Genomic DNA, 13,973 nt, shown 5'->3' with positions numbered 1-13,973 from the left:
GGCTCGGCATGTCAGCTCAGCAGCCGCAGCGCCGCATCTACCGCCAGCGCGGGCACGTCGAGGGTTGTCGCGGCCAGGTTGTGGCGGGCGCCGCTGACCTCGACAATCGCAGTCGGCGCCGATATCAGGCCGGCTGCGGCCCGCAGCTCCTCGACTGTGCCGAACGGGTCAGCGGTGCCGTGGGTAAACACCGTCGGCACCGTGATGGCGGGCAAGTGCGCGGTGCGGGCGCGTTCTGGCTTGCCCGGCGGATGGAGCGGATAGGAAAACAACGTCAGCATCCGCACCGGTGCGGCGCCCTCGGCGACCACCATCGAGGTCAGCCGGCCGCCGTAGGAGTGCCCCCCGGCGATCAGCGGCCCGCGGACCAGCCCCCGGCACACCTCGATGGCTTCGACGATGCCCGCGCGGTCGCCGGCTTCCGACCCCGACGGCGGGCCGGTGGGACGGCGCCGCCGGTACAGAAGGTTGTAGCGCACCGCCAACCAGCCCCGCCGCGCCCACTCGTCGCACACCCCTTGCAGCAGCACCGAATCCCGGCTGCCGCCGGCGCCGTGAGTCAGCACCACCACGCCCGCCGGTTGACCGGCAGGTTCATGCGCGACGCCGGCGATCTGCTGGAGTGTCATGCGCGGAGCCGGAATAGCGGCGACACCGGGCCGTGGCCATGCCCCAGCGGGTAGGCGGCGCGCAGGCATTCGGTCACCCATCGCTTGCCGAAACGCACCGCGTCCGTGACGGTGAACCCGTGGGCGAGCGCACACGCGATGGCGGTGGCCAGAGTGTCCCCGGCTCCGTGGTCGTGGATGACATCCACCCGCGGCGTGTCGAATTCGTAAAAGTCGGTGCCGTCGAACAACACATCGGTGCTGGTCCGTGACGGCCGCAGATGGCCGCCTTTCACAAGCACCCACATGGGTCCCAGCGCATGCAGCGCCCGGGCGGCCTGGCGTTGCGACTCCGAGTCGACGACCTCGATGTCCACCAGCAGCCGAACCTCGTATAGATTCGGGGTGACCAAGGTGGCAAGCGGAAATAGTTGGGTGCGAAGTGAATCCAACGCATCCGGGTGCAGCAGCGGATCACCGTGCATCGACGCGCACACCGGGTCGACGACCAGCGGTACGGCGGGGCCGTGGTCCCGCCACGCCCGGGCGACGGCGACGATGATCTCGGTCGAGGCCAGCATGCCGGTCTTGGCGGCCTGGAACCCGATATCGTCACACACCACCTGGATCTGCGCGGCGATGACGTCATCGGGGATTTTGTGAAAACCTTTGACGCCCAGCGAGTTCTGGACAGTCACTGCGGTCACCGCGCACAAGGCGTGCACACCGAGAAGCGCGCAATTACGGATGTCGGCCTGCAAGCCCGCGCCCCCGCCCGAGTCTGAACCGGCAATCGTCAGCACCCGCACCGGCGTCTCGCCCGGGTGCGGCAGCGGCAGATAGTTCACGTGACCGGGACGTACACGCGGTTGCCGTGCTCGGCGAACTCGCGTGACTTCTCGGCCATGCCGGCCGCCAGCACGGCCTCGATGTCCTCTGCTGTCTCCAGGCCATGCGCGGCGGCGTAGTCGCGCACGTCCTGGGTGATGCGCATCGAGCAGAACTTCGGGCCGCACATGGAGCAAAAGTGTGCGGTCTTGGCCGGTTCGGCGGGCAGTGTCTCGTCATGGAACTCGCGTGCGGTGTCGGGGTCGAGCGACAGCGCGAACTGGTCATTCCAGCGGAACTCGAAACGCGCTTGGGAAAGGGCGTCGTCACGCTCCTGGGCGCGCGGATGGCCCTTGGCCAGATCGGCGGCGTGGGCGGCGATCTTGTAGGCGATCACCCCGTCTTTGACATCCTTGCGGTCGGGTAGGCCCAGGTGTTCCTTGGGGGTGACGTAACAGAGCATGGCGGTGCCGGCCTGGGCGATGATAGCCGCGCCGATCGCCGAGGTGATGTGGTCGTACGCCGGGGCGATATCGGTGGCCAGCGGGCCCAGCGTGTAAAACGGGGCTTCCTCGCACAATTCTTCTTCCAGCCGCACGTTCTCAACGATCTTGTGCATGGGGATATGTCCCGGCCCTTCGATCATCACTTGTGCACCATGAGCTTTGGCGATCTTGGTCAGCTCCCCCAGGGTGCGCAGCTCGGCGAACTGGGCGGCGTCGTTGGCGTCGGCGATCGAGCCGGGCCGCAGCCCATCGCCCAGCGAGAAGGTGACGTCGTAGCGGGCGAAGATCTCGGCGAGCTCCTCGAAATGGGTGTAAAGGAACGACTCCTGGTGATGCGCCAGGCACCAGGCGGCCATGATCGACCCGCCGCGGGACACGATCCCGGTCACCCGCTTGGCGGTCAGCGGGATGTAGCGCAGCAGCACACCGGCGTGCACGGTCATGTAGTCCACACCCTGCTCGCACTGCTCGATCACGGTGTCGCGGTAGATCTCCCAGGTCAGCTTGGTGGGATCGCCCTTGACTTTCTCCAGCGCCTGATAGATCGGCACAGTGCCGACCGGCACCGGGGAGTTGCGCACAATCCACTCCCGGGTTTCGTGGATGTCCTTACCGGTCGAGAGGTCCATGACGGTGTCCGCACCCCAGCGGGTGGCCCACACCATCTTGTCGACCTCCTCGGCGATCGAGCTCGTCACCGCCGAGTTGCCGATATTGGCGTTGACTTTGACCGTGAACGCCTTGCCGATGATCATCGGTTCACACTCGGGGTGCTTGTGGTTGGCGGGGATCACCGCGCGCCCGCGCGCCACCTCGTCGCGCACCAGCTCGGCGGGCATACCCTCGCGGGCGGCGATGAACGCCATCTCGGGGGTGATCTCCCCGGCCCGGGCGCGCTGCAGCTGGGTGCCGCGGTCCCCGACCACACCGGCCCGGGGTGGTAGCCCGCGGTGCAGATCGGTCACCGCGTCCGGGTCGGTATAGGGGCCGGAGGTGTCGTACAGGTCGAAATGCTCCCCGTTGGACAGGTGCACCCGCCGGAACGGCACCCGTAAACCCGGCCAGCCGTCCAGGTCTTGGTAGACCTTGCTGCTGCCCGTGATCGGTCCGGTGGTTACGGACATCGGCTGAGCGGATGTGGACAGATCGGTCATGGACATCTCCCTACGACGGCATTACCCGGTCAGGTTCATACGGTCGACGGCCCCAGCCGTCCTCTCAGCGCACTGGGCGTGCGCTCCCGCGCGTGGACTTGTGCGTCCACGCTAGCGCAGCGGTTCGGCGGTGTGCAGGCCTATCCGGCCGAGTTGGTGCGCGGGCACAGGCACAACTGCGCGTGGGCGCACACACGCCGGGCCGGGTCCGGGCACACCTCTCGTTGCCGGTGAGAAGAGGTCGCATCAGCCCGTCACGCCGCGGCAGGGTGCTGTGCGCGGCCGGTCACGCGCTGCTCTGTTGGCGCAGCGGCGATAAGGCCTGCGCCCATGATTCGACCTCAGCAAGCATTGTTTCCAAAGCAGCAACGTGGAGTTCTTTTGGCTTGAACACAGTCAGGTTTTCGAAATCGTAGAAAAGGTTCAGTCCCACACTGGTATGGACGTCAGCAATACCAACTGCAGCCATTACCGACCGGAGCTGCTCGACCGCGCGAGCACCATTCGAGCTGCCATACGAGACGAACCCGGCGGCCTTGTTCTTCCACTCCTTGGAGAGGTAGTCGATGACGTTCTTCAAGACGCCGGGCATCGAGTAGTTGTACTCGGGTGTCACGAAAACGAAGCCGTCGAACTGCGCGATGGTCGCGCCCCATTTTCTGGTGTGTTCGTTTGCGTACTGGTCAGACAACAGAGCCGGGACCGGCTCGTCGAGGTGCGGCAGCAGGTGATCGCGCAGGTCCACAAGTGCATATTCGGCGCCGGTTCTCCGGGCGGCGTGTTCCATGACCCAGTGGGCCACCGCTTCACCGCTGCGGCCCGGCCTGGTGGAGCCCAGAATGACAGCGATTTTGACCATAGTGTTATCTCCCATTACTTGTTAATACGTTGTGTTGTAAGACGATTCAGGCGAGCCAGGGTCAGTTGCAATGGGGGGGCGTCGCCGTGCTGCGCAACTGAGTTCATTGGCCGGGCCGCGGCGAAGTGGGCTGGGAAGCCGTGCGCCGGATTCGGGTTTGGCGCCACCAGCCGCTCAGGCCTCCGCCGCGCCGGCCATGGGCGGCGCAAAAAGTGCTGAGTTGTCAACGTAAACACGCAGTGAATGGATCAGACCCGAAGAATTGCGCTCGATGACAGCGAGACCGGGGACGGCCAGCTCGTTGTGCGCGCGAGTCTTATACCGCACGTGCGTTTCAAAAATGGTAGTGCGGTCGTCCACCGACCATCGGTTACGCGCCGTATGGCGGATGCTTTCGATGGTGGAGTAGAAGTCGTTTAAGGCCCGCCGGATTGCGGTGTGACCAATTGCGGCTGGCTGGTTCGCGAAGACGAACTCACCGTCTGGTGCAAAATGCTCCACAATCTCGTCTATTCGCATGGCGTCAACACTTGAGTAAAAGTCGTCGAGCCAGTCCCCGTTCACGGAGGTCATTGGTCTCCCCTGGGCATCATTGGGCGATCCCTGGTTACTGTATTGAGTTTCAAACACGAGTCAAGTAACCCCGTTGACTCGGTGAAAATGTCGGCGTTTTCGCCTTCGTTTTCTCAGGTGAGAATGCCCGTCGACGGCGTGTCGCCCGAATGTCCGAGCGGGTTTGCGTGAGCGCCGGCGAAGGTGGGCGAGGAACCGAGGTTGGCGAGGGAAAGTGCACGGTGGCGACGGGGGCGATCGCCGCGCACCGCTACCGGACGACACGTCCGCTAGGGCGGTGATCGGCGATGAGGTGCGCGCACCACGCGGTGGCGTCGCGGCCGTGCGCGGCGCGGCCGTGCGCCATCGGGTGCTGGGTGGGGAAAGACGCGGCTATTAGCGGCTATTGGCAGCTATCAGCGGCTATTAAATGTCTTCCATCGCCTCGCCGAGTTCTTCGAGGATCTGATTGTGATGGTTGTTGGCCAGGATGTGCCCCGCGGCGATGACGAGCGCGACTGGCCAGTCGATGAGTTCGAAAGCGGCCAGCGCAGCCAGACCACCGTAGTAGGCGAGCTGCTCCGGTCGCGGGACCATGATTTGCCCGATGATCGGCAGGTTGATCGCGAAGGTTTCCCCCTCACGGATCCGCTTCACCGCCTCGCTCTGTGACGCGGCTCTGGGAGACTTCTTTTCGGCCATCGTTTGCCTTTCGGTAACGGAGGGTTTGCCGTTGAGCTGGGTCATGCGGTCACTGTCGGGCATATGCCGACGACCGACGCTCTCGCCGACCCGCTTGCTCGGGTGCTCGCTCAGCTGCTGATCGCGCCGTTCCTCCAGCTGTATGCGGTGCTGTGGCGTCTTGGTCTGGTGGAGATTCGGCAGCACCGGTCGAAGACGTCTCCGCCGACGACTCCAACTCAGGTATACGCCGAGCAGCGACAAGCCGGGTAGAAACCGCCACAGCAGCGGTTGCGGCGGTAGCTGCGCCCAGCCCCTGCGCCCACGCCAACGGCCCCAGCGGTGTGCAGCCGAGCAGATGGCTGATGCCGGGGATGCTGATCAACGTCGCCATCACGGCCAGCGACCCGCCGGCGGTGATGACGACCAGCGGGGCGTGCGAGTCCAGCAAGGTCTGGCCCAGCTGGGCCGTCACCAGCGCAACCAGTGCCGTCGTGGAGGCACGTTGTGGTCGTCCGGTGAGCGAGGCCATCGCCCAGGCTGCCGTGGCCGCAGCCGCCGTCGTCGCCCCGCGAATACCGACCGCACGCCACAGGGCGGGCTCGTCGGGCCCACGCCCGCTCCGGTCACCGGCGCCGGTGGTTGGGCTGACCGCGAGCGCAGCGGCCGGCAGCGCATCGGTCAACATGTTCACCAACAGCAGCTGCCGGGTGTTCAGCGGTGAACGTCCGGTAATCGCGCTGCCGATGATGGCGAACGCCACCTCGCCGGCATTGCCACCGAGCAGCACCGACACCGCTGCTTGCACCCGCCGCCACAGTTCACGGCCTTCCTCGATCGCCGGCAACAGCGACTCGATCCGCCCGTCCACCAGCACCACGTCAGCGGCCACCCGCGCCGGGTCGCTGCCCCGGGAAACCACACCGATCCCTACGGTGGCGGCCCGGATCGCGGCCGCGTCGTTGGAGCCGTCGCCGACCATCGCGCACACGCTGCCGGTGCGTTCCAGTGTCTGCACGATTTGCACCTTGTTCTCCGGTGACATCCGGGCAAAAACCACCCGCTCGGCAACGGCGCGCTCCTGGTCTTTGCGGGACAGCGCGTCCCATTCCGCTCCGCTGATCACCTGCTCGGGAGTCACCGGAATGCCCAACTCGCGTGCGATCGCCGTCGCAGTGATCGGATGGTCACCCGTGATCAGCCGGATGGCCACGTCGCGTTGACGCAGCTCGGCGAGTAGGCCCGCCGCCTGGGGCCGCGGCGTGTCCGACAGCCCGAGCAAGCCCACCAGGGATAACTGGCTGGCGCACAATTGCGCGACGGCCTCGTCGGGGTCGTCATCGACTGCGCGCATCTGGTCAGGGGTCAGCTGCCGGCGCGCCACCGCGATCACCCGCAGGCCGCTCGCCGCCAGCCGGCGCACGTTGTCATCGACACCGGAGCCCACGTTGGTGCAGCGCGCCAGCACCACCTCGGGGGCGCCCTTGACAGTCAGCTCGTCGTCGGTCACCGACGCCGAGAACGACCTGCCCGACCGGAACGGCAGATGCGCGTCGGGTTCGTCGGCAGGACCCGAGCCGTCAGCGGACATCGCCGCCTCGATGATCGCGCTGTCGGTGGCATGGATCTGCGGGGTCCCATTCGACGTCGGCGCGGCATGTGCGGCGCAGCGCAGCACCTCCTCGCGGGAGTACCCGTCGACCGGATGGACCTGTGTCACCCGCAGCCGGTTCTCGGACAGCGTTCCGGTCTTGTCGAAGCACACCACATCGACGCGGCCGAGTGCTTCTACCGAACGGGGAACACGCACCAGCGCACCGAAGTTCGCCAGCTGCCGTGCTGACGCCTGCTGGGCGAGAGTCGCCACCAGCGGCATGCCTTCGGGTACCGCCGCCACGGTGACGGCGATCCCGCTGGCCACCGCTTCGCGCAAACCTCTGCGCCGTAACAGTCCCAGTGCGCCGACCAGGATGCCGCCGGTGGCGCTGATCGGCCAGGCCCGGTTGGTGAGCTGACTGAGTTGGTGTTGCAGCCCGATTTCGGGGAGCTCGGTGGACACCAGCTCGGCGGCACGGCGAATCTCGGTGTCCGCGCCCACCGCGGTCACCAGCGCGACCGCGGTGCCTGCCACCACAGTGGTTCCGGCGTAGAGCATGCAGCGCCGCTCGGCCAGGTCCGCGCCGGGTGTGGCATCGACTTGTTTGGCCACCGACAGTGATTCGCCGGTGAGCGTGGATTCGTCGACCTCCAGGTCTTCTTCGTCGATCACTCGGGCGTCGGCGGGCACCACCTCATGAGTGCGTACCTCGATCACATCACCGGGGCGCAGCTGTTCGGCGATAACGTCGGTGTAGACCCGCGTCCCGTCTGCGCGGATGGTCACTTTCCGGGCGGGCGGGATCTGTTGAGCCAGCAAGCGGTTGAGCCGGCTTTCGGCGCGCAGCCGCTGGCTCGCCGCCAGGATGGAATTACCGGTCAGCACCGAGCCCACCATCACCGCGTCGACAGGCGAACCCAGCACCGCGCTGGCCGCTGAGCCCAGCGCCAGCACCGGGGTCAACGGGTCGGACAATTCGGCGCGGACTGCTTTGAGGAACTGCCAGACCGCTCGGCGCGGCGACCCCGCGATTTCGGCGCCGCGCTGCGCGGTTGCCAGTGCGCGCGCGGCCCTGGGCCGGGCACGCACCTCGCCGGTCTCACCGGCGTCGGGGGGCGGCAGCAGTTTGCGTACTTGCTCGACCGGCATCGCATGCCACTCGTGGATGGGCGCCGAGGGGGGAGTGGGTGCCTGAAGCACGTTGCGCGCGAGAAAATACCCGGACACCAGGCCCGCTGCCGCACCGGTGGTCACCGGGCCCGGACCGCGGCCGCGGACACCGGGCAGCATAAAAAGCGCACCCAGCGCGGACGCGCCCGCCGCGATCTCCATGCCGCGCCGGGTCGCAGATTTGGCCGCCGGAAAAGCATGCAAAATCCGCCACACGCCGGCCAGGTCGGGCACCAGTAAATCCGCGTACCACGGCGGCGGCTGCGTGTCACCGGCCGGCATCACACCCAGCGCCAAGTCGGCCGCCGACAGGGCTTGCGCGCCAACAGACGACAACACGGCCACGGTCTGCCCGCTGAGCTGCCGGGCGGTCACCGCGTCGCAGAGTGCATCGTCGACCGATCCGTCGCCCAGGGGCCGGATCTCGTCGAACGCGTGCCGCAGCTCACCGAGATCCTCGGTGTCCAGCGAGATCAGCTCTACCCCGCAATGGCGTGCCTCGGTGACTACCGCCGACGCCAACGGGTGATGGGCCGGACACACCAGCGCCTGAACACCTGCGGATTGGCCGTCGGGGCGCGGCCAGTCCCCGGGAACCGGATGCCAGCCCGCACGCACATCGCCGTCTTCCAGCAGCTCCTGGGCGCGGGCCCATGCCTGGGGAAACTCGTCCTCGTCGGCGCCTCGGACGCGCACCACCCGCAACCGGTCAGTGCACAACACGCGCGGGTCGATGACCAGCGCGTCAACCTTGTCCAGTTGGCGCAGGCTTTCTAAGTGCAACGGCAATACCGCATGCTGGTCGGCCAGTCCGCGTCCAAGCGTCGCGGCGAACGACTCACGCGTGGTGCGGGCCGCCTTCGGCACGGCAACCAGCGCCGCGGTGGCCGCCCGGTCGAGGCTGCGGGTGGCCGCCCCGACCAGTGCGGCACTGACCGCCTGGACCAGTGCGCTGCGCTCGGTGTGACGCTCGACGGGTCCCGCCGGCGGCGGAACCGGGCGTACCCGGGCGTGGGTGATCCGGTGGTCGGCGTGCGGCGCCAATCGCGGTTCATGCCGCGACCAGGCCCGGGCGGCTGCCCGGCACTCGGCGGCCTTGAGGGTGTGTGTCACCACGTCCACGGCAAGCGAGGCAGGCGACAAAGTCAGGGTTTCGGCGACGGCGGTGGCCAGCGACAGCACGGTGTCGGTGGTGGGTTTTCCCAGTTGCTCTTCCAGCAGGCGGCGCACCCGCGGCTGCCAGTTCGCCACCGCAACGGCCGCCATCACCGTGCTGGGGAATCGCGGCCACCGCAGCGCCCGCCCGGTGAGGGCGATCCCCAGTCCGGCGGCGCTGGCACCCACCTCCACCATGCGGATCGCCAGCAGCGCCCCATCTCCCGGCAGCGGGGCCGGGCGTGCGTCGCGCGGCTGCTTCCGCTCGGCGCGGGCCCGCTGCTCGGCATTCTCGACCGCGCGGCAAAGATCACGCAGCGGCGTATCCCCGTCGAGGCTGACCACCACCCGCGACAACGGGTAATTCAGGCTGGCCGAGGTGACCCCCGGGTGGGCTCGAACCGCGTCCAGCACGACTCGGCCCAGTTCGGCACCGTCGGCACCCTCGAGGCCGCGCACCTCGATCCAGGCCCGCTGATCACCTCGCCAGCAATGTCGACTCAGCGATTCTGGCGGGAACGCCTGGACCCCCGCCCGCAGCGGCAGGGTGGCGATGTTGATACCGGCCGCGGCCACCGATGTCGCAGCGGTTGCCGCTGTCTGGACCGATGCGCCGACGAGCGCGGAGGTCGCCTGGATGCCCAGAGCGACAGCGCGCAACGGTATGAAGTTTCGCACGAATCTGACGGTACTCAACGCGTCGGCGGCACCGATTAACCGCGGGTCTGGCCACGCGGCCGACGCGCCGGTGCCCGCTTGGCTGCCTCCGGTGCCTTTTTCGGTGGTGCTTGAGCCGGCGCCGATGCGGGTGCCGCCGCCTGGCGCTGCCGAGCGTCGGGTTGGCCGTTCAACTGCCGCAGTATCAGCGCGGCACCGCCGACGGCCAGCACCACCGGCCACTCCACAAGGCCGCTGGCCCCCAGCGCACCCAACGTCAACGCGGCCGCCGCCGTTGAGTGGCTCCCGCTGCTGAGACCACGCTGCACCCCGGCGGCGGCTCCTTTCACTCCCCCGATCACCCCGTTGACCGCGGCGCCGCCCACTGCACCCGCGGCCGAGGTGGTCATCGTCGCTGCTCGACCGACCGTCCGACTCACGCTGCGTACCGCGTTGTCGACGACACCCATGATCACTCCTGCGCCTTCGTTGGCCCTAGTCGCTCCGCCACCGTCTGGGTGAGCGACGTTATACCCGCAAACGGGCAATGTTCACAAAACCAACGATATTCCGTTCAACTGGCATTAATCGAGACCCGCAGCGAAGAAAGGTTGTGCTAATCCACCGCTGTCTACCAGTGAACTCGGGGACCTCAATCCCGGCGCACGTCGACGAGCACCGGAGCGTGGTCGCTGGGCGCCTTGCCCTTACGCTCCTCGCGCACGATCTGTGCGTGGGTGACCCGGGCCGCGAGCGCGGGCGAGGCCAGGATGAAGTCGATGCGCATGCCCTGCCCCTTGGGGAATCGCAGTGCTGTGTAGTCCCAGTAGGTGTAGACGCCGGGTCCGGGCGTGAAAGGTCTTACCACATCGGTGAATTGGGCATCGAGGATAGCAGTGAAGGCTTTACGCTCCTGCGCTGAGACGTGTGTGCAGCCGCGGTAGAAATCCGTGCTCCAGACGTCGTCGTCGGTGGGTGCGATATTCCAGTCACCGGCCAGCGCGATCTGCGCCAGTGGATCCTCGCGCAGCCAGCTCTCTGCTGTATCACGAAGCGCAGCAAGCCAATTCAGCTTATAGGTGTAGTGCGGGTCGTCGAGGGCGCGCCCGTTGGGCACATACAGGCTCCACACCCGAACGCCGCCGCAGGTGGCCGCCAAGGCGCGAGCCTCCGCGGTGGCCTTGACCCCGGGGCTGCTGCTCCAGGTGGGCTGACCGTCGAATCCCACCTCGATATCGTCAAGCCCGACGCGGGAGGCGATCGCCACACCGTTCCACTGGTTGAAGCCGACATGGGCAACTTCATAGCCGAGGTGGAGGAACGGCAGGCTGGGGAACTGGTCGTCGGCGCATTTGGTTTCCTGCATCGCGAGCACGTCGACGTCGGCGCGGGCCAGCCAGTCGAGCACGCGGCCCAGGCGTGTGCGAATCGAATTCACATTCCAGGTCGCGAGCCGGAGCACGCCGCCGGGCATGGTTACGACCTTACGTGGGGCGCGCCGCCAGGTAGCGGCCGCGATGGTGCAGCCGGAAACGCAGTGACCCGAACAGCTGGGCGGAGGCGGTATCGTCATCGCACACCCGCACGTAGCCTCGGGTTGCGCCGCGGCGTGCGCCCCAGTCCAGCAGTGTTTCACACAGCCTGGCCGCCTGCTGGCCCCGGCCATGCGCCTCGTCGGCCACCCGCACCGACGACAGACCCACCCAACGGGTGCCGTCCGGGGCGTCGGTCACCGCCGCACGCCCGACCGCCACGCCGGGGAGCGAGCCGAACACCAGCTCGCCGTCCACAACGGAGGTCAGCACGTCGACGGGCACGTCACGGTGGTAGCAGCGCAGCCAGCCCTCGTCCGGGCGGTCCGCGAGCCTGACCGACGGGTCCGGCCCACCGTGTGACACGTCGCGCACCAGCACCCGGTGTGGGCATTCCGCTGCACCGGACAGCCGCAGGAGCCGGTCGGGGATCGCAAGCCGCGGCGTCAGTCCACGCTGCGTATACCAGGCGACAATTGCCGGGATGGCGTCTATTGTGGCTGAAATATCCAGTGGCACAGCGGAATTAGCGCACAACGTGGCACCCCTCCCGGCGCGCAGCAGCCAGCCGTGCACCCACTGCTGTTCCACACCCGGCCAGGCCAGCGCCGCGGCGTGCTCCAGCGCGCGGATATCAGCGGTGCGGACCGGCACATCGGTCAAAACGCGCAGCGCCACCACATCGGCAGGCGCGATCTCGGCGATCCCCGCCGTCTTGGTCTGCACCCGCACCACCGGGTCGACCGTCAGCAGATGGCCCACCACGTCGGTCAGCGGCGGCATCGACCCGGCGGGTAGGCGGTACCGTATCGTCACCCGCGTCCCCGGCTCCGGCCACGCGATCATCCGTGACCGAACGGGTCGGGCCCCTCGCCCGGTGTCCACGAGAGCCCCGGAACCCCCCAGCCGTGGGCTTTCACCGCCCGCTTCGCGGCGCGCGCGTGGCGGCCGATGAGCCGATCCAGGTACAAGAATCCGTCCAAGTGTCCGGTTTCGTGCTGCAGCATCCGCGCAAACAGTCCGGTGCCCTCGATCGCGACCGGGTTGCCGTCGGCGTCGAGCCCGGTGACCCGCGCCCATTTCGCGCGTCCGGTGGGGAAGGTCTCACCGGGCACCGACAGGCAGCCCTCCACGTCGTTCTCCGGGTCCGGCATGGTCTCAGGGATCTCCGAGGTTTCCAGCACCGGATTGACGACCACGCCCCGGCGCCGGGCGGCCTGCCCACGCTCGTCGGCGCAGTCGTAGACGAATACCCGCAGTCCAACTCCGATTTGGTTGGCGGCCAGGCCAACCCCGTATGCGGCGTCCATGGTGTCGTACAGGTCGGCGATCAACTGGGCCAGATCCGCCGGTAGTGAACCGTCGGCGGCGACAGGCACCGGTTTCGTGGGAGTGCGCAAGACCGGGTCGCCCACGATGCGAATAGGTACGACTGCCATGCTCGGCAAGCTTAGGCGTGCCGACGATGCGCGCCGCGCAGCGGCGGGGGGAGGAGGCGCGCGGTGGGGTGGTGCGTGCCGACGATGCGCGCAGCGGCGGGGAGGAGGCGCGCGGTGGGGTGGTGCGTGCCGACGATGCGCGCCGCGCAGCGGCGGGGGGAGGAGGCGCGCGGTGGGGTGGTGCGTGCCGACGATGCGCGCCGCGCAGCGGCGGGGGGACAGCGACTCGCGGGCGTAGATTACGACTCAACAGTTGAAGCCGTGGTTGAATATTCGCCGAAACTAGAGCCGTATTATGACAATTCGCCGGAAGGGTCCAGGAGAAGCGATATGGATAGCGCCATGGCGCGGGCAAACCAATCAGGGGACGACTCTGAAATCGCCGATGGGCTAACTCGCCGCGAACACGAGATCCTCGCATTCGAACGCCAATGGTGGAAATACGCCGGCGCCAAGGAAGAAGCGATCAAAGAGTTGTTTTCAATGTCGGCGACGCGCTACTACCAGGTGCTTAACGCGCTGGTCGACCGGCCCGAGGCGCTGGCCGCCGACCCGATGCTGGTGAAACGGCTGCGGCGGCTGCGGGCCAGTCGGCAGAAGGCGCGGGCCGCACGTCGGCTCGGTTTCGAGGTCACCTGACGCCGCGCCCCGCCATTCCGGCTTCTCTCCCCACTTCTCGATACAGTGGGCTCGATGAGCGAGCGTGTTCCAGACTCATCTGGACTACCCCTGCGCGCCATGGTGATGGTGCTGCTGTTTCTCGGTGTCATTTTCCTGTTATTAGGTTGGCAGGCGATGGGCTCCGGCGGCAACAGCGACGAGGACTCGGCCGCGGTGTCGACTGTGACCACGGCCACCACGCCGCGGACATCGACTGCCACGGCGGCCGCAGCTCATGAGTCAGCCGTGCGCGTGTACAACATCTCCGGGCAAGAGGGTGTCGCGGGCCGCACCGCCGACCGGCTTAAAGCCGCCGGTTTCACCGTGACCGAAATCGGCAACCTCTCCTTGCCCGATGTGTCCGCGACGACGGTGTATTTCACCGACGCCGATGGTGAGCGGGCGACTGCCGAGGCGGTGGGCAAGCAGCTCTCGGCGCGGGTGGAGCCGCGGATTCCCGAGGTGGCCGACCAGCCGCCGGGGGTCATCGTGGTGGTGGCGGGGTAACGGTGGCTCCCTGGTCGTGACGCTGTGACGTGCCCGCAGGGCCGGACTCTGCCCGCCCGTCCGGCGTC

Annotated in this window: 13 protein-coding genes, 1 pseudogene and 1 riboswitch; of the genes and pseudogenes, 3 read left to right on the top strand and 11 right to left on the bottom strand. The window is 67.6% G+C overall.

What is annotated here, in order from left to right; genetic code table 11:
- Positions 1-11 precede the first annotated feature (11 nt).
- The 6 genes from G6N08_RS04045 to G6N08_RS04020 all read right to left on the bottom strand — a co-directional run bounded on the left by G6N08_RS04045 (position 12) and on the right by G6N08_RS04020 (position 5,209).
- Positions 12-629, bottom strand: coding sequence for an alpha/beta hydrolase family protein (locus tag G6N08_RS04045; RefSeq protein ID WP_163754624.1), 618 nt, complete (start codon positions 627-629; stop codon positions 12-14).
- Positions 626-1,456: a bifunctional hydroxymethylpyrimidine kinase/phosphomethylpyrimidine kinase gene (gene thiD, locus G6N08_RS04040; RefSeq protein WP_163754622.1), complete on the bottom strand. Its 831-nt coding sequence runs from the start codon at positions 1,454-1,456 to the stop codon at positions 626-628. The genes G6N08_RS04045 and thiD overlap by 4 nt, the downstream gene beginning before the upstream one ends.
- Entirely contained in the window at positions 1,453-3,066 is a 1,614-nt protein-coding gene (gene thiC / locus G6N08_RS04035; protein WP_371868990.1) for a phosphomethylpyrimidine synthase ThiC, read from the bottom strand. Before thiC ends, thiD begins: the two co-directional genes overlap by 4 nt.
- 19 nt (positions 3,067-3,085) lie before the next feature.
- A riboswitch (TPP riboswitch) is annotated at positions 3,086-3,196 on the bottom strand.
- A 186-nt stretch (positions 3,197-3,382) separates the two neighbouring features.
- Positions 3,383-3,970 (bottom strand): NADPH-dependent FMN reductase, encoded by a 588-nt coding sequence (locus G6N08_RS04030; RefSeq protein WP_246216597.1) that lies wholly within the window; start codon positions 3,968-3,970, stop codon positions 3,383-3,385.
- 159 nt (positions 3,971-4,129) lie between these two features.
- Positions 4,130-4,528, bottom strand: a complete 399-nt coding sequence (locus tag G6N08_RS04025) for a nuclear transport factor 2 family protein (RefSeq protein WP_163754619.1) — start codon at positions 4,526-4,528, stop codon at positions 4,130-4,132.
- A 405-nt stretch (positions 4,529-4,933) separates the two neighbouring features.
- On the bottom strand, positions 4,934-5,209 hold the full coding sequence (locus tag G6N08_RS04020) for a hypothetical protein (protein ID WP_163756652.1): 276 nt from the start codon (positions 5,207-5,209) through the stop codon (positions 4,934-4,936).
- 63 nt (positions 5,210-5,272) lie between these two features.
- Here G6N08_RS04020 and G6N08_RS21255 point away from each other — a divergent pair, with 63 nt between their 5' ends.
- Positions 5,273-5,461 (top strand): Rv1535 domain-containing protein, encoded by a 189-nt coding sequence (locus G6N08_RS21255; protein WP_371868989.1) that lies wholly within the window; start codon positions 5,273-5,275, stop codon positions 5,459-5,461.
- A gap of 61 nt (positions 5,462-5,522) precedes the next feature.
- On the opposite strand, the pseudogene G6N08_RS21250 reads toward G6N08_RS21255, so the two are convergent.
- The 5 genes and pseudogenes from G6N08_RS21250 to G6N08_RS03995 all read right to left on the bottom strand — a co-directional run.
- Positions 5,523-7,682: pseudogene (locus G6N08_RS21250) on the bottom strand (cation-translocating P-type ATPase); the annotation flags it as partial.
- Between the two features lie 2,141 nt (positions 7,683-9,823).
- Positions 9,824-10,237, bottom strand: coding sequence for a hypothetical protein (locus G6N08_RS04010; RefSeq protein ID WP_163754616.1), 414 nt, complete (start codon positions 10,235-10,237; stop codon positions 9,824-9,826).
- A gap of 182 nt (positions 10,238-10,419) precedes the next feature.
- Positions 10,420-11,241, bottom strand: coding sequence for an exodeoxyribonuclease III (locus G6N08_RS04005; RefSeq protein WP_163754613.1), 822 nt, complete (start codon positions 11,239-11,241; stop codon positions 10,420-10,422).
- Positions 11,242-11,251: 10 nt separating this feature from the next.
- Positions 11,252-12,145 (bottom strand): N-acetylglutamate synthase, CG3035 family, encoded by an 894-nt coding sequence (locus tag G6N08_RS04000; protein WP_163754610.1) that lies wholly within the window; start codon positions 12,143-12,145, stop codon positions 11,252-11,254.
- Positions 12,142-12,738 (bottom strand): peptide deformylase, encoded by a 597-nt coding sequence (locus tag G6N08_RS03995; protein ID WP_163754607.1) that lies wholly within the window; start codon positions 12,736-12,738, stop codon positions 12,142-12,144. The genes G6N08_RS04000 and G6N08_RS03995 overlap by 4 nt, the downstream gene beginning before the upstream one ends.
- A 330-nt stretch (positions 12,739-13,068) precedes the next feature.
- Between G6N08_RS03995 and napA the strand changes: the two genes are divergently transcribed.
- Together napA and G6N08_RS03985 are read left to right on the top strand one after the other, a co-directional pair.
- A complete protein-coding gene (gene napA / locus G6N08_RS03990; RefSeq protein ID WP_163754604.1) occupies positions 13,069-13,377 on the top strand; it encodes a nucleoid-associated protein NapA in 309 nt (102 codons plus the stop codon).
- Positions 13,378-13,431: 54 nt separating this feature from the next.
- Positions 13,432-13,905, top strand: coding sequence for a LytR C-terminal domain-containing protein (locus G6N08_RS03985; protein ID WP_163754601.1), 474 nt, complete (start codon positions 13,432-13,434; stop codon positions 13,903-13,905).
- The last annotated feature ends 68 nt before the right edge of the window (positions 13,906-13,973 follow it).

The sequence above is a fragment of the Mycobacterium botniense genome (assembly GCF_010723305.1).
In the GTDB taxonomy this organism is placed as follows: domain Bacteria; phylum Actinomycetota; class Actinomycetes; order Mycobacteriales; family Mycobacteriaceae; genus Mycobacterium; species Mycobacterium botniense.
Note: the sequence above shows the minus strand (reverse complement) of the source record. Positions and strands in the feature narration are given on the sequence as shown.